Genomic DNA, 19,989 nt, shown 5'->3' on the forward strand with positions numbered 1-19,989 from the left:
CTTTGGTCCGCAAGCGAAGGCTACCCTGAGGAAGGGGGACGCCAGAGACTTGGCCAGGAACCCGGGCCTTGCGCCGCCGAGCATGGGTGGGGTAGGGAATGGCCTGCTCCTGATTTCTCCCGGGTTTTTGTTTGTTGATCTTGGTGAATCTGGAGCTGTGGCAGGCCCCCTGCCACAGCTCCCACAGAAATCAAAAACTAGATTTTCTGCTTCAGGTCAAAGCGGTCGAGTTGCATCACTTTGGCCCAGGCCTTGACGAAGTCTTTCACAAAACGTTCTTTTGCATTGTCGAACGCATAAACTTCGGCAACGGCCCGCAACTCTGCATTGGAGCCGAAGATTAGATCGACAGGTGTTGCGGTGTACTTCACCTGGCCGGTCTTGCGATCCACGCCTTCATACACGCCATCGGTTGGCCCTTTGCGCCAGAGGGTGGACATATCCAGCAGATTCACAAAGAAATCGTTGGTCAGCGTGCCCGGCTTATCGGTGAAAACCCCGTGCTGCGTGCCGCCCGTGTTGGCATCCAGGGCACGCATGCCGCCAATGAGCACGGTCATTTCCGGCACGGTCAGGTTCAGCTGATCCGCCTTGTCGACCAGCATTTCGGTCGGCGAGCGATAGCTTTCCTGCTTGTTGAAGTAGTTGCGGAAGGCATCGGCCTTCGGCTCGAGGACCGCCACAGACTCGACATCCGTTTGCGCTTGAGTTGCATCGGCGCGACCCGGGTTGAAGGGGACGGCCACTTCAACACCGGCATCTCCAGCCGCCTTCTCGATGGCAGCGGCGCCAGCCAGAACGATCAAATCGGCCATGGAAACCTTCTTGCCCGCAGAGGCCGAATCATTGAAATCCTTCTGGATGGCCTCCAGTTTCTTCAACACTTCAGCCAGTTCAGCCGGGTTGTTGACCTCCCAGTCTTTCTGCGGTGCAAGCTGGATGCGCGCGCCGTTCGCGCCACCGCGCATGTCGGAGGCGCGGAAGCTGGCGGCAGATGCCCAGGCGGCACGCACCAGTTCCGGCACCTCGAGGCCGGAGGCGAGGATTTTTTCCTTGAGCCCGTCGGCATCTTCCTGGCTGATGAGCTGGTAATCAATCTCCGGAATCGGGTCTTGCCAGAGCAGCACCTCGGTGGGCACGTTCGCACCCAGGTAGCGGGCGCGCGGCCCCATGTCGCGATGGGTCAGCTTGTACCAGGCTTTGGCAAAGGCCTTTTTGAATTCTTCCGGATTGGCCAGGAAACGCTCGGCGATCTTTTTGTATTCCGGGTCAACCTTCACCGCCAGATCCGCCGTGGTCATGACCGGCGGGTGACGCTTTCCTTCCACATGGGCATCGGGCACCGCAGTGTGCAGGCCCTTGTCCTTGGGCACCCACTGGATGGCTCCGGCGGGGCTGCGGGTCTGCTCCCATTCGTTGTTCAGCAGGTTGGACAGATAAAGGGTGGTGAACTGCGTCGGCGCTTGGGTCCAGGCGCCCTCCAGGCCGCTGGTGATCGTGTCTTCCGAATGGCCCTGGCCGCATTTGTTCTTCCAGCCCAGCCCCTGGTCTTCAAGCCCAGCCGCCGCCGGCTCGGACCCCAGGCAATCGCCTGGTTTGTGCGCGCCGTGCATCTTGCCGAAGGTGTGCCCGCCGGCGATCAGGGCCACGGTTTCTTCGTCATTCATGGCCATGCGGCCAAAGGTGATGCGCACGTTTTTCGCCGAACCGACGGGATCGGGTTGCCCCATCGGCCCTTCGGGGTTGACGTAGATCAGGCCCATGTGGGTCGCCCCCAGGGGCCGCAGCAAGCCGCCATCCTTTTCTTGGCGCTCGCTGGCCAGCATGGTCACCTCGGGCCCCCAGTAAACCAGGTCCGGCTCCCAGTCATCGGCGCGGCCCCCGGCAAAGCCGTAGGTTGCAAAGCCCATGTTTTCCAGGGCGACATTGCCGGTCAAGATCATCAGGTCGGCCCAGGAAAGAGACTCGCCGTATTTCTGCTTCACCGGCCACAGCAGGCGGCGCGCCTTGTCCAGGTTGCCGTTGTCCGGCCAGCTGTTGAGGGGATCAAAGCGCATCTGTCCGCCACCGCCACCCCCGCGGCCATCCAGCGTGCGGTAGGTGCCCGCACTGTGCCAGGCCATGCGGATGAAAAACGGGCCATAGTTGCCGAAATCCGCCGGCCACCAGTCCTGCGAGGTTGTCAGCAGCGCATCGATATCTTTCTTCACCGCTTCCAGATCGAGTTTCTTGAAGGCCTCGGCATAATTGAAATCTGCACCGAGCGGATTGGAGCGGGCGTCATGGTCGCGCAGGGGCGAAAGATCGAGCTGATCGGGCCACCAGAATAGATTGGATCGCGGCTGGTCCGCCGCCGCCATTTCGGATCCGACGGCACCTGCGGGTTTGCTGATTGTTTTTGACTCCTCGCTCATGGCGCTCTGGGGTGCCAGGAGCAAAGCTAAAACTCCGGCCAATGCTGTGGTCATGGATAAATTGATTTTTTTCATCATGTTTGCCCCGTTTGTTCTGTGGCTGCAGCTGCAGCGAGGTTGGAGGAGTTTGAAGTCGGATACCTGCCCATCCCTGGGAGTCAGCCCGGAATGGAAAAATACTGGGAACGAGGTGTTGCCTGCGCTTTGCCTGCAGACGCGCATTTCAGGTGTGGTAAAATTTAAGCGAATTTAATTGTACCATTTTTTTAAATTGCCATGGGGATACCCCGGCCTGCCGGTGATTTGGCCGTGGCTGTCGTTGGCTGAATGATCCAGATAAATACCTGGAGTAAGGGAGCGAGAGAGTAAGAGCAAGGTTTTGGGCTGTTTGCGAATGGGGCTCAGTTTCAATGGCACGACCCGCCGCTTAACTCACATCCCCTGTCCGGCAAATCCCCTGTTGCAGCAGACCGGCCCTTCTGCTAAGGTTTTTCCTGTTGCAAGGTTGAGTTCTTTCGTTCGCCGACTCTATCCCGCAAGGTTGCCATGCCTAATTACTCCACCCCCCCTCCGGTCCCTTCCGACAACTGAGTCGAGGAAGGGCGCCAACGTTTTCCCACCCTAACCGTTGCCATCCCAGACGGACGCTATTGGTCCGCCCGGTCCCTTCCTCGAGAAGATTCCCGGATCCGCCAGTTCTGCCCGAGCCATAGAAAATCACCGACGAACCCATGGGTTCGCCCTGGATTTTCCAGAGGATCATTCAGGCCAGGTATTTTCACTTCGGACTCGCCCCCAGGACATGGCTCCACATTTTCTTGAAAGGGGCTTACCATGCCTGACACTATTCATGCCGCCGGAACCCGGCGCGGCATTCTGCTCGTATCCGTATCGGCCTTCTTTTGGGGAACGGTCGGCATCAGCACCCAGGCCATATTCCACCAGGCGGAGATTTCCGCGATTACCGTCGGCTTTTATCGTCTCGCCATCGCCTTTCCGGCGCTGGCCCTGGTGGCCTGGTTCGCCATCGGCAGGGCCGGGTTCAACATCCGCGCGCCGCACCTGCTGCGGATGACCCTCATCGGCGGCATGCTCGCCGGCTACCAGGTCTTTTATTTTTCCGCCATCGGGTATGTGGGGGTGAGCATCGCCACCCTGGTGACGCTCTGCACTTCCCCGGTGCTGGTGGCGCTGGCCTCGGCGGTCTTTCTCAAGGAGCGGCTGAACCGCTGGGCCTGGGCCTCCCTGGCCAGCGCCCTGGCGGGGACCGCCTGTCTCGTCGGGTTTCCCCAGGGGCAGAGCGAGCAGACCCAGCTGCTGGTGGGCTGCGCCCTGGCCCTGGGATCGGCGGCCGGCTATGCCGCGGTGACCCTGCTGGGCAAATCGCTGGGCGGCCGCTACCATCCGGCACTGTCCGCGGCGGTGTCTTTCGGGGCGGGGGGGCTTGCCCTGCTGCCCCTTGCCGACCTCGGCAGCATGGGCGCAAGCTACCCGCAGGAAGTCTGGGCGGGGCTGCTGTATATTGGGCTGGTCCCGAGCGCCCTGGCCTACCTGCTGTTTTTCTGCGGCATCCGCTACATCCCCGCCACCTCGGCCTCGATCCTCACCCTGATCGAGCCACTGACGGCGACGGTCCTGGCCTGGCTGATCTTCGACGAGCGGCTCGGCTCCCTGGGGCTGCTCGGTGCGGTCTTGCTGTTCGCCGCGATCTGGCTTCTATATCGCAGCGGCCGGGGAGGCGGGCAGCCCGGAGGGCGGGATGCTTTCCCCATGCGAGACGAGGACGACCCCGGAGGAGCCGGCCGAGGCTCTCGGTCTGTGGGGGAACGGACGCGTAAGGGGAAGCGTCTTTCAAAAATAAATGGATGAATACTTTAGCAATCGCCTGTAAAATCCTCAACAGGAGGTACCCGCCATGCAAAAGGTTCCCTGGTCGGCCGTCGCCGTTGTGGCGACGCTATGCTCTCTGTCCGCTTCCGCCTGGGCCATGCGCTGCAACGGCAGCCTGGTCGATATCGGGGAGAGCAAACCCGAGGTGCTTGCCAAATGCGGCGAGCCGCTTTTCCAGAACCTGGTCGCCGTCGAGACCGCCAGCGAGCCGGGCGCCCAGGGCGCCCGCTCGGAGCAGGTCCCCGTGGAGCAGATGGTCTACGACCAGGGCGAAGGCACCCTGCTGAAGGTCCTCACCTTCAAGGGGGGCAGGCTGGTCGCCATCAGCGATGGCGCGCGGGTTTCCGGAAGTTCGGCGAAACCCGGGCGGTTTCTGGGTTCGCTGGGGGATTCGCAGGCCGAGATCTATGAAAAATACGGCACGCCCGCCTACAAGGAACTGGTCCGCATCGAAACCACCACTGTCTTTCCCGCCGGACAGGAGACCGGCGACGGGGCGCTGCAAACCACCGAGGAGAACGTGGAGCAGTGGACCTACGATTTCGGGCCGGAGACCTTTCTGAAGATCCTCACCTTCAAGGCCGGCCGGCTGGTCCAGGTCGGGGACGGCCCCAGGCAGTGAACCTGTGCCCGCGAGGAATTCCATGAGCACTTCCATCACCATCCGCGACATCCGTGCCGAGGAGTTCGCTGCCTTCGGCGGCCTGCTGGTCCGGGTCTACTCGCAGCTGGAGGGCTTCCCCAGCGTCGAGGAGCAGCCCGAGTACTACGAGCTGCTGGCCAACGTCGGGCGCTTTGCCGAGCGCCCTTCCACCCGGGTGCTGGTCGCCCTCTCCGCCGAGGGGCTGCTGCTGGGCGGGGTGGTCTATTTTGCCGATATGGGGCAGTACGGTTCGGGCGGCACCGCGACGGCCATGCAAAACGCCTCGGGCATCCGCCTGCTGGGGGTCGACCCCGAGGCGCGGGGGCTGGGGGTGGGCAAGGCCCTGACCAACGCCTGCATCGAGCTCGCCCGGCAGCACCGACATCGCCAGGTGATCCTGCACACCACCAAAGCGATGCAGGTTGCCTGGAAAATGTATGAAAAGATGGGCTTTCGCCGTTCCGAGGATCTCGATTTCACCCAGCAGGATCTCCCCGTTTTCGGTTTTCGCCTCGAGCTGTAATCGCGCTGGCCGGGCAAAAATATCCCCCCTCGCCCCCGGCGGCCCCGGCAGCTGCCGGCAGCGCGGGGGTAGAAATCAGGCTTGGGCCGGGGCCGGCTGTCGTGCTATCCTGTCGCGCCCTGGTGGCGGGGCGAGGAAGAGAATCCAGGGCGAATGCCGGTTCTCAGCCCCAAACCGCCGCCGTTCTCCCCTTAATTCTTCCACCACCGGGATTGCGCCGTGTTTCGACTCATTGCCCTCGGGATTTTGTCCGCGGCCTTTTTCAGCAGCACCTTCATCCTCAACCGGGCCATGAGCCTCGAAGGCGGGCACTGGGTGTGGTCGGCGAGCCTGCGTTACCTCTATATGCTGGCGTTTCTGGGGGTAGGCTGCTGCGCCTGCGGCAAGGCCAGGGCCCTTGGCGAGGTGCTGGCGCTGTTCCGCCGGCACTGGGTCTTCTGGACCCTGGCGGGGACCACCGGCTTCGGCGTGTTTTATTCCCTGATCTGTTTCAGCGCCTCCTACGCCCCGGGCTGGGTGGTGGCCACCACCTGGCAGACCACCATCCTGGCCTCGCCCCTGGTGCTGCTGGCCTTCGGCCGGAGGGTGCCGTCCCGGGCGCTGTTGTTCATCCTGGTGATTTTCGCCGGCATCATCCTGGTCAATCTCGACCTGGCCGAAACCGCGACCCTGAAGGATGTGGTGCTCGGTGGACTGCCGGTGCTGATCGCCGCCCTGGCTTATCCCCTGGGCAACCAGATGGTCTGGGAGGCGCAGCGCGGCGGGCAGGGCCTGATCCCCGACATCGGTGATCCGGTCCTTGCTAACCCCTTTGCCCGCATCGCGCTGCTCACCCTCGGTTCGGCGCCCTTCTGGCTGCTGCTGATCCTTGTCACCCGGCCTCCCGCGCCCTCAGCGGACCAGTGGCTCAACACCGCCCTGGTGGCGCTGCTCTCCGGTGTGGTGGCCACCGGCCTCTTCCTGCACGCCCGCCACCTGGCATCGGACGCCTACCAGATCTCCGCCATCGATTCGACCCAGTCGAGCGAAGTGGTCTTTTCGCTGCTCGGCGAAGTGCTCTTTTTGCAGGGGGCTCTGCCCGGGCCCTGGGGAACGGCGGGGATCGCGCTGACCCTGGTGGGGTTGACCTTTTACCTGCGGGCCCAGTACGCCGGATCCTGAGAGGGTTCGGAGCGATTTGGATAGATCCGGGTGGACCACACCCCGACCCTCCCCTTGAAGGAGAGGTGCCTCAAAATGATGATTTTATAGGTCCCTTCCCCCTGCAGAGGGGGAGGGGACGCGAATTGATGGCTGTTTTGCGGAAGGTTGGGATTTGGAATGAAACACGCGAAGATTTACCAGGCGACCCTGAAGAAGTGGGGAGCGGAGGCCCAGTACGACCAGGCGGTGGAGGAGTGCGCCGAGCTGATCGCCGTGCTCAAGCATTTTCGGCGCGGCAAGGTCGGCGAGCAGGAGGTGGTCAACGAACTGGCCGACGTGACCCTGATGGTCGGCCAGCTGACCTACATGTTCGGGCCCGGCAAGGTCGAGGCCGCCATCGATGAAAAACTCGCCAAGCTGCAGCAGCTGCTCGAAAAATAGCCCAATCGCAGGTCAATCCCTGAAAAAGGCCTGGTTGAACTTCGCCTCCTGGTCGGGGCTGCCGATGAGGATCAGCCCCATCCCCTTCTCGAGGAGGGTTTCGGGCGGCGGCACGATCAGCGGCTCTTCCCCCTCGCCGAGTTCCAGGGCGACGATGGAGCAGCCGGTCTGGGGGCGGATGCGCGAATCGGAAATAGTCCTGCCGGCCAGGGCGGTGGGCAGCGGGCGCCGAAAGACGTTGATCCCCTCGGTGAGAAAGACCGACTCCTTGGACTCGAGAATGTTGGTCAGGATGTTGGCCCCCACCGAGGCGTTGGAGACCACGAAATCGGCCCCCGCCGCGTAGAGCTGGTCGACGTTCTCCTCGCGGTTGGCCCGGGCGACGATGCGGATGTTGGGGTTGCTGTGGCGGCTGGCCAGGGTGAGAAAGATGTTGGTGCTGTCGTCGTTGGTGGTGACGATCAGGCCCTTGGCTTTTTCGATGCCGGCCTGCTTCAGCAGGCCGCGGCCGGTGGCGTCGCCGATAACCGGGATGTGCTCGGCGCAGTCGGGGTTGGCCTGCTGATCCACGAGGATGAAGGGGACCGGCTTGCGGTCCAGAAAGCTGGCCGCGGCGCAGCCGATGCGCCCGTGGCCGAGGATGAAGACCAGGTCCTCCGCGCTCTGCTCGCCGGTGAGTGCTTCCAGGGCTTCGAGCTGCTCGCGGGTGCCGGCCATCACCATCAGGGCTCCCGGGTTGAGCAGGGTCTCGCGCGAGGGGGTGGTGAAGGCGCCGCGCTCCCAGACCCCGATCACCGAGAGCCCGGTGCGCTGGCGGATCGCGGCCTGTTCGAGGGTCTGGCCGACGAAGGGGGTGCCGTGCACTGGGATTTCGGCGATCTGCAGGCTGCCGAAGGAGTCGATGACGTGGGCCAGCGCTCCCCGGGTGGTGGCCCGGGTCGCCAGGTAGCGGCCGAGGATCTTGTGCAGGGGGATGACCTGGTTGGCGCCGGAGAGGCGCAGCAGCTCGGCGTGCTCGGGCTCGTTGACCACGCAGGCGATGGGCGTCTTGCAGAAGGAGCGGATGGTCAGGCAGAGGTTGGCGTTTTCGGGGTCGCTGAGGTTGGCGATGAGATAGCGGGCCGAGCCGACCCGTACCCCCTGCAGCACCTTCTGGTCGGTGGGCGCCCCGCACACCACCCGGAAGCCTTCCTCCTCCTCCAGGCGCAGCGCCGTCTCGTAGGCTCCGGTGACCACCACGAAGGGGATGTTGCGGGTCTGCAGCTTGCGGATGAGGGTGCGGGTGATCGGGTCGAGGCCGAAGATGACCACGTGGCCCGAGGTCTCCTCCGGCAGTTCTAGGGTAGGGTGGTAGCGCAGCCGGTGCTCGATCCAGGGAGCCAGGAACAGGCTGATCAGCCCGAAGGGGAGGATGATCAGCAGGAAGACCACCCCCGAGACCGTGACCACCGCGGCGAAAATGTAGCCGGGATCGCTGTGGAAGGTGATGTCCCCGAACCCCAGGGTGGTCATCACCGTGATGGTCCAGTAGACCCCGGCGATGAAAGTAAACTCGCGCCCCTCCAGGTTCCACATCAGAAACCGGAACAGGGTGGCGTAGATCAGGATCATCCCCGCCAGAAACGCGCAGTAGAGCAGCAGGACCTTCAGGTTCTGCCTGGCCCGCCCGCGAAAGAAATAGGCCAGTTCCGCCGCCAGGGATTTCATTCCATAGTCATCCAGATATCAGGGAGTTGGGTTTGACTATGCCATCATGCCCGGCGGCCGTCAACCTTTCCTCTGCCCTCTGCGTCGCCCGCCAGGCGCCTGCCGCACCGTTAATTTCCTCCTTCTGCGGGGTCGAACCCGACATCCGCCCGGATTTGGTGTAAAATTTCAATAAACTCTATTGCTTGCGACAACACCGGCGCGGGACGGGACGCTCATGGGCGGCAAGGTCATCCAATTTCCCGGCTCCAGGGCCTGGAACCTGAGGAAGATCGAGGAGATCATCGAATCCAAGCTGATCCATGATGACCCCGCGGTTCTGCTGGCGATGAAGGAGGAGTTGAAGCACCTGGTCGCCAAGTATTACGACGACCGGGAATTCGAAGTGGTGCTGCCCCTTCCCCCGGGGCTGAGCCCGGAGCAGTTCCACGAAATCGAGGAGAGTTTCCAGCGGGTGTTTCTCGAGCAGAACGAGCGCCTGGTGAAGCGGGCGCAGGATATCTTTCTGGATCTGTGCCTGGCCCGGCTGCAGGTCTGCGAACTCAGGGTCAGGCTGAGGGCGGGAGAGGGACAGGATCCCGAGCCGTCCGCCAAGTGATTGCCCGGGGCCGCCTCAATTGTCACGGCCGGTTTTTCCCACCTCAGGAGGTCTGGAATCATGGAACTGTTTTTCGTCGTCCTGCTGCTCGGCCTGCTGCCCGCCTACATTGCCACGGGCAAGGGTCGCAATTTCCTGGTCTGGTGGGTTTACGGGATGCTTCTGCTGCCCTTTGCCATCTTTCACGCCATCGCCATGCGACCCGCGGAAAAAAACCTGATTTTCTACGGCATGCGCTACTGCCCCCACTGCCGAAAGACGATCACCCTCGAGTCGACCGAATGCGAATTTTGCCACGAGAAGCTCGAGCCCCTGCCGGTGGAGAAGGATTAGAGCCACCCGCGGGCAATCGATTCAACCGGGATCGGGATTTTCCCGACGCAGCCGGGCCGCCGTGATGCCAGGGCCCCCGATAAGGAGCGTTTGTCAACGTGGATTACCAGGAGATTCTCGAGGAAATCCAGTCCGAAATCACCCCGTTTCTGCGCCAGGGGGAGGTGGCGACCTATATCCCCCAGCTCGCCTGCGTACCCATCACCAGGTTCGGCATGGCGGTGCGCACCGTCGACGGCCGGCTTTTCCAGGTGGGCGCCGCCGCCGAACCTTTCTCCATCCAGAGCATCTCCAAGGTCATGAGCCTGACCCTGGCCATGACCCTGGTGGGCGACGGGCTCTGGCAGCGGGTGGGGCGCGAACCCTCCGGGACGGCCTTCAACTCCCTGGTGCAGCTCGAGTACGAAAACGGCATTCCGCGCAACCCCTTCATCAACGCCGGTGCGTTGGTGGTCACCGACGTCATCCTCTCGCGCCTGCGCGATGCCAAGGGGACCGTGCGTGATTTCGTCCGCGAGCTTTCCGGCAACCCCGCCATCGATTTCGACCCCGAGGTGGTCCGCTCCGAGAAGGGACACGGCCACCGCAACGCCGCCCTGGCCCATTTCATCAAGAGCTTCGGCAATCTCGAGAACCCGGCCGAGGAGGTCCTGGACGCCTATTTCCACCATTGCTCACTGGCCATGAGCTGCGCCGATCTCGCGGAAGCCTTTCTCTACCTGGCCAACGGCGGCTTCTCCCCGGCGACGGAGCGCCAGGTGACAACCCCCAGCCAGGCAAAATACATCAACTCGCTGATGCTGACCTGCGGGGTCTACGACGCGGCCGGGGATTTCGCCTACCGGGTCGGGCTGCCGGGCAAGAGCGGCGTCGGCGGCGGGATCGCCGCGGTGATGCCGCAGCGTTTCGCGGTCTGCGTCTGGTCGCCCGGGCTCAACCCCTACGGGAATTCCCTGGCGGGGACCAAGGCCCTGGAGCTGTTTACCACCAAGACCGGAATTTCCATCTTTTAGGGTGTTGTCAGGGCGCAATGAGCCGGAGGGAACTTTGACCGAGGGTATGAACAACGAAATCCGCGTCGAAAGCTGGAACCAGCTGCAGGAGGAGTTGTTTGCCGACTCCTGGAGCGAGCGGCTCGGGCGCTTTCGCTCGCGCAATGCCTTTCGCGGGCTCTCCGACGCGGGGTATCCGCTGCTGACCACCCTGATCCGCATGGGCGGGGATTTCGTGACGGTGGAGCGGCACATCCTGCGCAACTTCAAGAAATACGCCCACCGCAACGTGGTCGAGCGCGACTCGTTGTGGCACTGGCTGTCGGTGGCCCAGCACTTCGGCCTGCCGACCCGGCTGCTCGACTGGACCTACTCGCCGCTGGTGGCGATGCATTTCGCCACCGCCAACATCGAGAAGTTTTCCACCGACGGCGTCATCTGGGCGGTCAACTACGTGCAGGCCCACCAGCTGCTTCCCACCGCCCTGGGCAACCGCCTGGCCCAGGAGGGGGCCAACGTGTTCACCGTGGAGATGCTCGACCAGGCGGTGACCTCGCTGGATGTCCTGGACGCCCTGGCGCAGGACGATTCTCTGCTGTTCTTCGAGCCTCCCTCCATGGAGGATCGCATCGTCAACCAGTTCGCCTTTTTCTCCATCATGTCCGACCCGCGGCGGGGGGTGGACGCCTGGCTGGCCAGGCATCCGGAGATCTGGCGCAAGATCATCATCCCCGCCGAGCTCAAGTGGGAGGTGCGCGACAAGCTCGACCAGTCGAACATCACCGAGCGGGTGCTGTTCCCCGGCCTGGACGGGCTCAGCAAGTGGCTGACCCGGCACTACAGCCCCAAGCGCTAGCGCGGGGGCAGGCCCGCCGCCTGACGGCTGGCGGCGATCTCCGCGCGGTCCTGGGGGTGGGCGGCCTGCCAGGCCGCTTTGCCCTCGCGGATGGCGGCGAGGTGGGCCTCGAGGTTGGCGGGGGTGAGGACGACCCCGAAATCGGCGGGGACGCTGCGCTCCGGGGAGTTGTAGGCGAACAGCCTGTCGAGCACCAAATCGCCGGCCTGGCGCTTGTAATGGGAGCTCTCCCAGTAGTAGCGCATCCGGGTGGCGGTGTCCCCCGCGGCGGGCACCTCTTCGCTGGTCACCGAGTTATAGCCGGAAAAATCCCACAAAACGAAGGGCTGGCGGTCGGGGTGGCCGCCGGCCTCTTTGGCCAGCACCTCCACCAGGCGCCGCTTCCACTGCTCGAACTGTGGCCAGAGCCCCGCCTGGTCGATCACCTCGAGCAGCCGGGCGTGAGCGGGGGAGATGAACAGCTTAAGGTCGATGCCCTGGGCGCGGGCGAGGGTGATGATTTTCCGGAACTGCTCCAAGGTGTCCAGGCCGGTTTCGGGGTTGACGAAGGCATATTTGCCGGCCGGGCGGGGGAACAGGTTGTCCCGGAAAAAGTGGGATTCGATGCGCTGGAAGCCGCTGCGGTGGCCGTTTCTGGCGACCCGGCGTTCATTGAAGCTCTCCTCGATCATCCCGTCGGGGCGCACGCCGGGGTACCTGACCGGGTTCTGCTTGCGCAGGGTGTCGAAGCTGGCCGCGACGGCGTCCACGGTCAACAGGGTCGACAGCAGGTAGTCCAGGCTGTCCAGATTGGAACCGTCGCCGGGCTCGCTCATCGGGTTGTGGTTAAAGGCATTGAACATGAAAAAATCGAGGCCGATCACCGCCTGATTGAGGGGTGCGGAGTCCTGCGCCTGCTCGAAGCGCCCGGCGATCTCCTCGATGGCGGCCCCGCCGAGGGCGAAGTTGAAGGCCGGCCCCGCTTGGGGATTCCAGCCGGGGTGGCCGGGATCGATGCCGACCTCGGTGCGCGAGGAGCCGAAGGCCAGGGCCCGGGGGCGCAGGTGCTCGACCAGCCAGGGCTTGCTCAGCCGGGAGTGCTTGGTGGCGATGTTTTTGTTGGCGTTGAAGCCGGGGGTGCGCAGCGCCCGGTAGATGTCATAGGGGTCTACCAGGTAGTTGCCCAGCCCCACCAGGGGCAGCAGCAGGGCGACGCTCAACAGAAGGTTGCGGGTCCAGGTTTTATACGAATGCATGGATGGCTGCCTCGAGTCGGATCAGAACTGGAAATAGAGAAACTCGCTCACCCGCGAGAGGCTGAGGATGCTCCAGACCGCCAGAACGGCGGTGACCGCCGCGTAGCGCCAGGTCGGGGCGAAGTTTTTCGCCAGTTCCAGGGAGTTGCGCCCCAGCACAGCCACGGCGAGAAAGACCAGCGCCAGGCTCAGCGAGTAGTCGTCGAAGGCCTCGGGCAGGGCGAAGCCGTTCAGGCCGAACATCCCTTCGAGCACCTTGAGGGCGTCGTCGAAGCTCTTGGCGCGGAAAAAGACCCAGGCGAAGTTGACGAAGTTGAAGGTCAGCAGCCAGGCCAGCCAGCGGGGCAGGCGCAGGCCGCGATCCTGCCACCACTTGTGGGCCGCGGTACCGGCACCGTGCAGCGCGCCCCAGGCGACGAAGGTCCAGCCGGCGCCGTGCCAGAGGCCGCCGAGCAGGAAGGTGAGAAACAGGTTGACGTAGGTGCGGCGCGGCCCGCGCCGGTTTCCCCCCAGGGGGATGTAGAGGTAATCGCGCAGCCAGCGGCTCAGGGTCATGTGCCAGCGGCGCCAGAAATCCTGGATGTTCAGTGCCTTGTAGGGGGAGTTGAAGTTGAGCGGCAGCACGATGTTGAACATCAGGGCCGAGCCGATGGCCATGTCGGTGTAGCCGCTGAAGTCGAAGTAGAGCTGCAGGGCGTAGCTCAGCGAGGCGGTCCAGGCCCCGAGAAAGCTCAGCTCGGAGAGCTGGTCGAAGCCGAGGCTCGCCCAGACCGCGAAGGTGTCGGCGACCACCACCTTTTTGAACAGCCCCAGGGCGAAGATGAACAGGCCGGTGGCCAGGTTGCGGTAATTGAGCACCTTGCCGCGCACCCGCTCGAACTGGGGCATCATCTCCTTGTGATGGACGATGGGGCCGGCGATCAGCTGGGGGAAGAAGGTGACGAACAGGCAGTAGTTGAGAAAGTCGTATTCCTGGGTCTGCCCCTGGTAGCTGTCGACCAGGTAGGCGATCTGCTGGAAAGTGAAAAAGCTTATGGCCAGGGGCAGCGCCAGGTGCAGCAGGGAAAATTCGCTGCCGGCCATGGCGTTGAGGTTGACCAGGAAGAAGTCGGCGTACTTGTAGTAGCCGAGCAGCGCCAGGTTGAGGCCGACCGCGCCGAGCAGCACGGCCTTTTTGGACAGGGTCCGCCGGCCGGTGGGCTCGGGGCGGCCGAGCACCGTGCCGATGCCGTAGTTGACCAGCATCGAGCCGACGATCAGCGGCAGGTAGACGGGGTTCCAGTAGGCGTAGAAAAACAGCGAGGCGAAGACCAGCCAGGTTTTGGCGGCCAGCACCAGCCGATAGCGCAGCAGCAGGAAATACCCAGCCAGCACCAGGGGGAGGAACAGGAAAATGTAGACCGGGGAATTGAACAGCATGGCTGGCCCTCCAGGTTGACGTCGATCCGGCGGATTGTAGCCCCGGCGGGGCCGCAGATCAACCCGAAGCTTGGAAAATGGATGAATTTCAGGTAAATAGTTGCAATGAGGACAAAACGGGCTTCGGTCGGGGGGAAAGGAAAATGCTTTTTCCGGCTGGAAAGCCCCGCGGCAGATGGTAAAACATAGGGGGCGGCTGCTTCTCGGGGGAACGGCGGGGTAGCGGCCCGAGGGGGAACTGGTGGCGAACCGTGGTGGTGAATCTGGCGGCGGTTGCAGGGGAGGTCTGCTGGTGAAGAGAATTGTCCTGGTCTGGCTCGGCCTGGTGTTGGCGGCGCTGCCTCTCGGCGGTTGCCTCGGCTACGTCCGGGGTGTGGAGAGCGTCCCCTATTTCGGAGAGAACCAGCCCGAAGCGGACAAGTACCTGGATTTCAGCGGCGTTTCGATCTACGTGGACGTGAAGAACACCACCACTACCCACGAGGCTTTCTGGATCGGCCGCGAGGTGCCGCTTCTGCCGGTCTACCTGAGCGTGCGGGAAAAACCCACCTTCGGCTGGAAGCTGGGCGACCCGCTGCAGATCAAGACCATCGTCAACATCCAGCGCCCCGGCTTTCTGTTCGATCCGGCCCAGTTGGTGCTGACCGTGGGCGAGCAGGAATACGCGCTCAAGAGCGCCCTGGTTCATCATGGCCCCGGGCCGGCCGAGGCCGAGCTGAAGCCCGTGGCCAAGCCGATGGTGCTCGACGACACCAGCGGCCCCTACCAGTTCACGCTGATCTTCGCCCAACCGACGCTGCCCCCCCAGGAGATCATGATCCTGGATCTCTCCCGGGCCCTGCGCCACCCCGAGTTGCCGGGCCTGCCGAAAATTCATTTCTCCAAGGTCAGCTGGTCGCGGTGGTATTCGCGGGATTTTTCCGCCGGCAAGCCCTGAACCCCTCCGCAAACATGAAAGAAAGGAAGCGGTGATCATTCGCGCAAATCGATTCGGCAGGTGCTACTGGAGTGGAGCCGATAGCCAACATGTGAAAAGGGGCCCTGTCGAGGCCCCTTTTTATTTGCGGGTTTTCAGCGGCTGCCGTGCTGCCGCACGTACTCGTACATGACGATGGAGGCGGCGATGCTGACGTTGAGGCTCTGCACCTGGCCGTACTGCGGGATGGCCAGCCGCCGCAGTCCGGGGTAGTTGGCGGGATCGAAGCTGAACCCCCACTCCTCGTGGCCGAAGACGAAGGCGCTTTTGCCAGGCAGGGCGGTGGCGGGAAGGGGGTTTTCTCCGGCGGGGTCGAGTAGGAACAGGTCGTAGCCCTGGGCCCGCAGCGCATCCCAGCACCCCTGGAAGTTGTCGTGGAAGCGGGCGGGAACCTTGCGGAACGACCCCTTTGCGGGTGCCGGGTCGAAGGGGCCGATGTCGATCAGGTGAACCTCGCGGGCGCCCAGGGCCTCGGCGCTGCGGAAGACCTTGGGGATATTGAACCCCGGTTTGAGGCTGTCGAGGACGACAACGTAGTCGTGAACCCCCGGCCGGGCCAACAGGTTGCGTTGGCGCTCCTTGCCGTAGCGCAGCAGGATGTCCTTGGTTCTGGCCTTCATTCGCGCCCTCCCGGCAGGCTTGGATGCAGGTATTAAACCTGAAAAGGAGGGGCGAAGGCAAGTGCCAATGGGGGGCCCGCTCAGTCTTCCATCCGACACTCGGTGGTGATGTCGATCCCCTTGTAGAGCGACATATAGACCGGGCAGCTTTTTTGATGAACCTCGTGGACCCGCTCGACGGTCTCCCTGGCCGAGGCCGGGGCCTTGAGCCGGTAGACGACGTGAATGCGGCGGATCACCAGGACGTTTTTCTCTTTGCCGATTTCCCCCCGGACCTCGGCGCTCAGCTTGCCATTCGATGCATCTATTTGACGCGCCTCCAGCGCGCCTCCGAAGGTGCCGGTCAGTCAGCCGCCGGCGGCGGCGACCACGTAGTCGAGGGTGGTGGCATGGGGCTCGGCCACCTGCTCGGGGCGCATGCCGTAGTGCTCGGCGATCGGGCCGTGGACGCCGAACCTGACCGGTTCGGACTCCGCCGGCAGGTAGGCCAGCCGGGCCGGCCCCTTCTGCCTCTCGATGCGACATTGGGATATGTAGATGATGTCTTCCATCGCCACTCCTTTCCCTGCGAATCAACGGGGGGCTCTTCTTGAAAGCTAACGCTTCGGGGGCGATTGTCAATCCGCGGCGGGTGGTATAATGGAGCCACCTCGGGAAAAGGAGGATGTCGTCATGACCAACCCGCTGTGGCAGGGGCAACTGGATCGGGCCAAGGGAATGGCCAGGGAATTCTGGGGCGAACTGACCGGAGATCAGAAAGCCTTTTTGGAAGGGCGCAGGGAGCGGATGATCGGCCGCCTGGAGGCCAAATACGGTCTCAACCGCGAGGAAGCGGAGAAAGAGGCCGCGCAATGGCTCGAGCGCCAGTGAGTGATGTGTCTGCTCCCCAAAATAGCAACGGGGCGTCCCATATGGGGACGCCCCGTTGCCGTTTCAGGCAGTAAACCCGTGGCTCAGTTCTCGGCCACCTTCTTGGGCAGGGCTACCGGCAGGTTGGGGTTGTTGGCCCACTCGATCCACGACCCGTCGTAATTGCGGACGTTGTAGCCGAGCCCGAGCAGAACCAGCGTGGCGTAGGAGGAGCGGATGCCGGTCTGGCAATGGGCGATGATCTCGCGCTCGGGGGTGATGCCCGCCTGGTTCAGCATCTCGCGGATCTCGGCCTCGCTCTTGAGCACCAGCACGCCGTCGACCTCTTTCTGCAGGTTGACCCAGTCGAGGTGCAGGCAACCCGGGATGTGCCCGCCGCGATCGGCGCGGACCTCGCTCCCCTCGTATTCGGACTGCTTGCGGGTATCCCAAACGATGGTGTCGGGGTTGTTGAGCCGGGTCAGGATGTAGTCCGCCTCGGCGCGCACGTCCCTGGCGCCCAGGACTTTGTAGCCGCTGCCGGCGGTTACCGGGGTCGGCAGCATGGCGGTGGGGCGATTCTCCTTGCTCCACTTTTCATAGCCACCGTCCAAGACGTAGGCCTTTTCGTGACCGTGATAGCGCAGGGTCCAGATGAAACGGGCCGAATAGGGGTTTTTGTCCTCGGCGTAGGCCACCACGGTGGTGTCGGGGGTGATGCCGAAGCGGTCCATCAGCGCCTCGAACTCGGCGACGGTGGGAACCAGGCTTTTTACCCCGTTGCGGGTGAAGAGGAAATTCTCCTTGTCGATGTGCAGGGCGCCGTCGACGTGGCCCAGCAGGTAGAGCGGGGCGACGCGCACGTCGACCACGGTGACCTGGGAGCGTTGCTTGGCCAGCCAATCGCTGGAGACGAAATAATCCTGCAGGGCGGCATTGGCGGTGGTGATGGAACCCAGGGCCAGGGTGACCAGCAGGGCCAGGGCGGCGACGAATCCTTTGTTGTGCATGGGACAATCTCCTTTTTTAACAATTTTCCGGTTCATCGAAATGCTCTATTTCTCAAGCAGTGCGGCGACGATTTCCGCCGTTTCGGCGGTGAGGGCCCGGCAGTTGGCCAGGTGCTCGCTGCTACCCCAGCGAAAGGGACGGGTCAGGGCCGAGCAGCAGGTAACGCGGTTTTTCTCCTTGAAGCGTTTCACCAACTCGGCGGCCAGCTCGCCCCGCCCGTTGATTGCCAGGGCGACCACCCCCCCGTTGACCGCCCCACAGAGGCATTTGGCGCCGCCGATTCCGCTGCCGAAGGCCTTGGTGATGGCCATCAGTTCCTCGTCGGCGCGGCCGGTGGTCGCCCGGAGGACGGACTGGGCACAGTTGAGCCCGGAGTCGTAATATTGTCCGGCGATCTCTCGTGGATTGCCTTCTGCGGTAAACGGCAAGGGCTTTCTGAATCTGACAAGTTTTCCCAGCATTGGCGCCTCGTAAGTTGATCTAAGTAGTGTGGTAATGATGTCTGTAAAAAACTAAGCCACTGGGAATTAAAAAGCAAGAAAAAAACTACCAAATCCGTGGGAAAAGCTTTGGAGGGACGACTTAGGGACTCGGGGGAGTACTCTGCTGGTATCCCAAACTACTGAAAATTTTGTTAAAATACCGGAGGTCATGGCGCTCTGGAGAGCCGCCCGAAAAAACCCGCATCAGAGGTGGGGAATAAGCGGGTTGGTGTGTAAATTTCTACAAGCTGTAGGGTAAATTTCTCCAGTGACCCCGTGGAAAGCCGCCGGAGGGAAGGCCGAATGCCGGCAAAATGGCCTTTTGTTTTCTGGCATTGCTTTTGCCAGCGGGAAAGCAGGCCAAGGACGGATGCAGCGTTAGACCAGGGTTGTCACTCCTTGGTGAGAGCCCCCAGTTTCGGAGACTTGACTCGATGAAAAATTTTCTGACGCTTTTCTTGGCCACTCTGGCGGTCCTGGCTCTGCCTGCCCTGGTTCTTGCCGGGGATCGGCCCTCCGAGGCTTCGCCGGCGGTTTCGACCGGAGCCGGAAGCCTGCCCGAGCTTATGGCGGCGGCGCTGGCCTCCAACCCGGAAAACAAGGCTTCGGAAGCCCGCTGGCAGGCGTTCCGCCAACGCATAGCCCAGGTGGGATCGCTCGAAGACCCGATGCTGATGCTGCGCATCGACAACGGCCTGGTTCGCGACCCGCTCAATTTCAACCGCGACGTTATGACCCAGAAGGTGGTCGGCATCTCCCAGCAGTTTCCCTTCTGGGGCAAACTGGCGCTGCGCGAGGAAGTCGCCCGGCAGGATGCCGAGTTTTACCGCTGGAACATCGCCGAGCGGCGCCTGGAGCTGGCGGCCATGGTCAAGGAGAACTGGTACCGTTTGTTTTTCGTCGAGCGTTCGCTGGAGGTGCTCGAGCGCAACCTCAAGGTCATGGAGGATTTCGTGACCAGCGCCGAGACCCGCTACGCGGTGGGCGTCGGTGCCCAGCAGGACATCTACCGCGCCCAGCTGGAGCGCTCCATGCTGCTGGAGGTCAAGACCGGCCTTGTGCAGCAGCGCCGCAGTCTTCACGCTGCCCTCAACGCCCTGCTGTTCCGGCCCGCGGAGAGCCCTGTCGGCGAGGTCCCCGAATTCAGCCTGGTGCGCCCTGGGAAAGCCGCGGAAGAGCTGCTGGCAACGGCCGAGGAACTCAGGCCCGCCCTGCAGGGGCTGCGTGCCAGCGTGGAAAAGGGCGAAGCCCAGCGGCGGCTGGCCGAGAGGGAGTATTTCCCGGACCTGATCGCAAGTTTCGAATACATGCAGCGCGACCCGGCCATGGGGGAGGAGGGGTTCGACATGTACGGGGCGGGGATCACCATCAACCTGCCGGTGCGCCGGGAGCGGCGCCAGGCGATGGTTGCCGAGGCCTCTTCGGAAGTCCGCATGGCCCAGCACGAGTTGGACAATCTGCGCAACAGCATCCGCTCCGGGATCGCCGATTCGCTGGCCCAGCTCGAACGCACCGACTCTTTGGTCGAACTCTACGAGAACGGCATCATCCCCCAGGCGCGCCAGTCGCTCGAGTCGTCCCTGGCCGGCTACCAGGTCGGCAAGGTCGATTTCGAGGCGGTGCTCGACAGCTGGACCCGGCTCTACAATTACGAGCGCAGCTACTACGGCATGCTCGCCGAGCACCAGATGACGGTGGCGCGGCTCGAGGCGCTGGTGGGGGGGGAGTTGGGGGATTGACCAGATTTCTATGTTTCAAAGACGGGATTTAATGATTACTTGTGCAAATCGTTTTCACCACGAAGGACACGAAGGCCACGAAGAAGGGCAAAATCAAATCAAGGTTTTAACTTCGTGA

21 protein-coding genes are annotated in these 19,989 nt (G+C 63.1%); 12 read left to right on the forward strand and 9 right to left on the reverse strand.

Annotation, left to right across the window (positions count from 1 at the left end):
- Window positions 1-197 precede the first annotated feature (197 nt).
- Window positions 198-2,489 (reverse strand): catalase/peroxidase HPI, encoded by a 2,292-nt coding sequence (gene katG, locus DESUT3_RS08200; RefSeq protein WP_404827039.1) that lies wholly within the window; start codon window positions 2,487-2,489, stop codon window positions 198-200.
- A gap of 759 nt (window positions 2,490-3,248) precedes the next feature.
- On the opposite strand from katG, the gene DESUT3_RS08205 reads away from it, so the two are divergent.
- From DESUT3_RS08205 to DESUT3_RS08225, 5 genes are all read left to right on the forward strand, one after another.
- Complete coding sequence (locus tag DESUT3_RS08205; RefSeq protein ID WP_221251997.1) at window positions 3,249-4,283, forward strand: DMT family transporter; 1,035 nt, start codon at window positions 3,249-3,251, stop codon at window positions 4,281-4,283.
- Window positions 4,284-4,329: 46 nt separating this feature from the next.
- Window positions 4,330-4,926: a DUF2845 domain-containing protein gene (locus DESUT3_RS08210; RefSeq protein WP_221251998.1), complete on the forward strand. Its 597-nt coding sequence runs from the start codon at window positions 4,330-4,332 to the stop codon at window positions 4,924-4,926.
- A gap of 22 nt (window positions 4,927-4,948) precedes the next feature.
- Window positions 4,949-5,470, forward strand: coding sequence for a GNAT family N-acetyltransferase (locus DESUT3_RS08215; RefSeq protein ID WP_221251999.1), 522 nt, complete (start codon window positions 4,949-4,951; stop codon window positions 5,468-5,470).
- 219 nt (window positions 5,471-5,689) lie between these two features.
- Window positions 5,690-6,631 (forward strand): DMT family transporter, encoded by a 942-nt coding sequence (locus DESUT3_RS08220; protein WP_221252000.1) that lies wholly within the window; start codon window positions 5,690-5,692, stop codon window positions 6,629-6,631.
- A 159-nt stretch (window positions 6,632-6,790) separates the two neighbouring features.
- Window positions 6,791-7,054 (forward strand): nucleoside triphosphate pyrophosphohydrolase family protein, encoded by a 264-nt coding sequence (locus tag DESUT3_RS08225; protein ID WP_221252001.1) that lies wholly within the window; start codon window positions 6,791-6,793, stop codon window positions 7,052-7,054.
- Between the two features lie 12 nt (window positions 7,055-7,066).
- Here DESUT3_RS08225 and DESUT3_RS08230 read toward each other — a convergent pair whose 3' ends face one another.
- Window positions 7,067-8,761: a potassium channel family protein gene (locus DESUT3_RS08230; protein ID WP_221252002.1), complete on the reverse strand. Its 1,695-nt coding sequence runs from the start codon at window positions 8,759-8,761 to the stop codon at window positions 7,067-7,069.
- A 217-nt stretch (window positions 8,762-8,978) separates the two neighbouring features.
- Between DESUT3_RS08230 and DESUT3_RS08235 the strand changes: the two genes are divergently transcribed.
- From DESUT3_RS08235 to DESUT3_RS08250, 4 genes are all read left to right on the forward strand, one after another.
- A complete protein-coding gene (locus DESUT3_RS08235; RefSeq protein WP_221252003.1) occupies window positions 8,979-9,359 on the forward strand; it encodes a hypothetical protein in 381 nt (126 codons plus the stop codon).
- 60 nt (window positions 9,360-9,419) lie between these two features.
- Entirely contained in the window at window positions 9,420-9,692 is a 273-nt protein-coding gene (locus tag DESUT3_RS08240) for a hypothetical protein (RefSeq protein WP_221252004.1), read from the forward strand.
- 98 nt (window positions 9,693-9,790) lie between these two features.
- A complete protein-coding gene (locus DESUT3_RS08245; protein ID WP_221252005.1) occupies window positions 9,791-10,705 on the forward strand; it encodes a glutaminase in 915 nt (304 codons plus the stop codon).
- 46 nt (window positions 10,706-10,751) lie between these two features.
- Window positions 10,752-11,540 (forward strand): FRG domain-containing protein, encoded by a 789-nt coding sequence (locus DESUT3_RS08250; protein ID WP_221252006.1) that lies wholly within the window; start codon window positions 10,752-10,754, stop codon window positions 11,538-11,540.
- On the opposite strand, the gene DESUT3_RS08255 is transcribed toward DESUT3_RS08250, so the two are convergent.
- Both DESUT3_RS08255 and DESUT3_RS08260 read right to left on the reverse strand, forming a co-directional pair.
- Complete coding sequence (locus tag DESUT3_RS08255; protein WP_221252007.1) at window positions 11,537-12,775, reverse strand: hypothetical protein; 1,239 nt, start codon at window positions 12,773-12,775, stop codon at window positions 11,537-11,539. The genes DESUT3_RS08250 and DESUT3_RS08255 overlap by 4 nt on opposite strands.
- Before the next feature lie 21 nt (window positions 12,776-12,796).
- Window positions 12,797-14,194 (reverse strand): MBOAT family O-acyltransferase, encoded by a 1,398-nt coding sequence (locus DESUT3_RS08260; protein WP_221252008.1) that lies wholly within the window; start codon window positions 14,192-14,194, stop codon window positions 12,797-12,799.
- A gap of 292 nt (window positions 14,195-14,486) precedes the next feature.
- On the opposite strand from DESUT3_RS08260, the gene DESUT3_RS08265 reads away from it, so the two are divergent.
- Window positions 14,487-15,131 carry a hypothetical protein gene (locus DESUT3_RS08265; RefSeq protein ID WP_221252009.1) on the forward strand — a complete coding sequence of 215 codons (645 nt, stop codon included), beginning with the start codon at window positions 14,487-14,489 and terminating at the stop codon, window positions 15,129-15,131.
- Window positions 15,132-15,265: 134 nt separating this feature from the next.
- On the opposite strand, the gene DESUT3_RS08270 is transcribed toward DESUT3_RS08265, so the two are convergent.
- The 3 genes from DESUT3_RS08270 to DESUT3_RS08280 all read right to left on the reverse strand — a co-directional run bounded on the left by DESUT3_RS08270 (window position 15,266) and on the right by DESUT3_RS08280 (window position 16,341).
- Complete coding sequence (locus DESUT3_RS08270; protein ID WP_221252010.1) at window positions 15,266-15,790, reverse strand: TrmH family RNA methyltransferase; 525 nt, start codon at window positions 15,788-15,790, stop codon at window positions 15,266-15,268.
- 80 nt (window positions 15,791-15,870) lie between these two features.
- A complete protein-coding gene (locus tag DESUT3_RS08275) occupies window positions 15,871-16,137 on the reverse strand; it encodes an OsmC family protein (protein WP_221252506.1) in 267 nt (88 codons plus the stop codon).
- Window positions 16,138-16,341, reverse strand: coding sequence for a hypothetical protein (locus DESUT3_RS08280; protein ID WP_221252011.1), 204 nt, complete (start codon window positions 16,339-16,341; stop codon window positions 16,138-16,140).
- A gap of 121 nt (window positions 16,342-16,462) precedes the next feature.
- Between DESUT3_RS08280 and DESUT3_RS08285 the strand changes: the two genes are divergently transcribed.
- Complete coding sequence (locus tag DESUT3_RS08285) at window positions 16,463-16,660, forward strand: CsbD family protein (RefSeq protein WP_221252012.1); 198 nt, start codon at window positions 16,463-16,465, stop codon at window positions 16,658-16,660.
- An 83-nt stretch (window positions 16,661-16,743) separates the two neighbouring features.
- Here DESUT3_RS08285 and DESUT3_RS08290 read toward each other — a convergent pair whose 3' ends face one another.
- Both DESUT3_RS08290 and DESUT3_RS08295 read right to left on the reverse strand, forming a co-directional pair.
- Complete coding sequence (locus DESUT3_RS08290; RefSeq protein WP_221252013.1) at window positions 16,744-17,649, reverse strand: sulfurtransferase; 906 nt, start codon at window positions 17,647-17,649, stop codon at window positions 16,744-16,746.
- Between the two features lie 45 nt (window positions 17,650-17,694).
- A complete protein-coding gene (locus DESUT3_RS08295) occupies window positions 17,695-18,078 on the reverse strand; it encodes a C-GCAxxG-C-C family protein (protein WP_221252014.1) in 384 nt (127 codons plus the stop codon).
- Between the two features lie 488 nt (window positions 18,079-18,566).
- Between DESUT3_RS08295 and DESUT3_RS08300 the strand changes: the two genes are divergently transcribed.
- Window positions 18,567-19,871, forward strand: coding sequence for a TolC family protein (locus tag DESUT3_RS08300; protein ID WP_221252015.1), 1,305 nt, complete (start codon window positions 18,567-18,569; stop codon window positions 19,869-19,871).
- Window positions 19,872-19,989: the final 118 nt, after the last annotated feature.

The organism is Desulfuromonas versatilis, from assembly GCF_019704135.1.
Taxonomy (GTDB): Bacteria; Desulfobacterota; Desulfuromonadia; order Desulfuromonadales; family NIT-T3; genus Desulfuromonas_A; species Desulfuromonas_A versatilis.

Coding starts and splice junctions, on each gene's coding strand:
- katG (WP_404827039.1), bottom strand. CDS start 2,489: ATGAAAAAAATCAATTTATCCATGACCACAGCATTGGCCGGAGTTTTA.
- DESUT3_RS08205 (WP_221251997.1), top strand. CDS start 3,249: ATGCCTGACACTATTCATGCCGCCGGAACCCGGCGCGGCATTCTGCTC.
- DESUT3_RS08210 (WP_221251998.1), top strand. CDS start 4,330: ATGCAAAAGGTTCCCTGGTCGGCCGTCGCCGTTGTGGCGACGCTATGC.
- DESUT3_RS08215 (WP_221251999.1), top strand. CDS start 4,949: ATGAGCACTTCCATCACCATCCGCGACATCCGTGCCGAGGAGTTCGCT.
- DESUT3_RS08225 (WP_221252001.1), top strand. CDS start 6,791: ATGAAACACGCGAAGATTTACCAGGCGACCCTGAAGAAGTGGGGAGCG.
- DESUT3_RS08230 (WP_221252002.1), bottom strand. CDS start 8,761: ATGAAATCCCTGGCGGCGGAACTGGCCTATTTCTTTCGCGGGCGGGCC.
- DESUT3_RS08235 (WP_221252003.1), top strand. CDS start 8,979: ATGGGCGGCAAGGTCATCCAATTTCCCGGCTCCAGGGCCTGGAACCTG.
- DESUT3_RS08240 (WP_221252004.1), top strand. CDS start 9,420: ATGGAACTGTTTTTCGTCGTCCTGCTGCTCGGCCTGCTGCCCGCCTAC.
- DESUT3_RS08250 (WP_221252006.1), top strand. CDS start 10,752: ATGAACAACGAAATCCGCGTCGAAAGCTGGAACCAGCTGCAGGAGGAG.
- DESUT3_RS08255 (WP_221252007.1), bottom strand. CDS start 12,775: ATGCATTCGTATAAAACCTGGACCCGCAACCTTCTGTTGAGCGTCGCC.
- DESUT3_RS08260 (WP_221252008.1), bottom strand. CDS start 14,194: ATGCTGTTCAATTCCCCGGTCTACATTTTCCTGTTCCTCCCCCTGGTG.
- DESUT3_RS08270 (WP_221252010.1), bottom strand. CDS start 15,790: ATGAAGGCCAGAACCAAGGACATCCTGCTGCGCTACGGCAAGGAGCGC.
- DESUT3_RS08280 (WP_221252011.1), bottom strand. CDS start 16,341: ATGGAAGACATCATCTACATATCCCAATGTCGCATCGAGAGGCAGAAG.
- DESUT3_RS08285 (WP_221252012.1), top strand. CDS start 16,463: ATGACCAACCCGCTGTGGCAGGGGCAACTGGATCGGGCCAAGGGAATG.
- DESUT3_RS08290 (WP_221252013.1), bottom strand. CDS start 17,649: ATGCACAACAAAGGATTCGTCGCCGCCCTGGCCCTGCTGGTCACCCTG.
- DESUT3_RS08300 (WP_221252015.1), top strand. CDS start 18,567: ATGAAAAATTTTCTGACGCTTTTCTTGGCCACTCTGGCGGTCCTGGCT.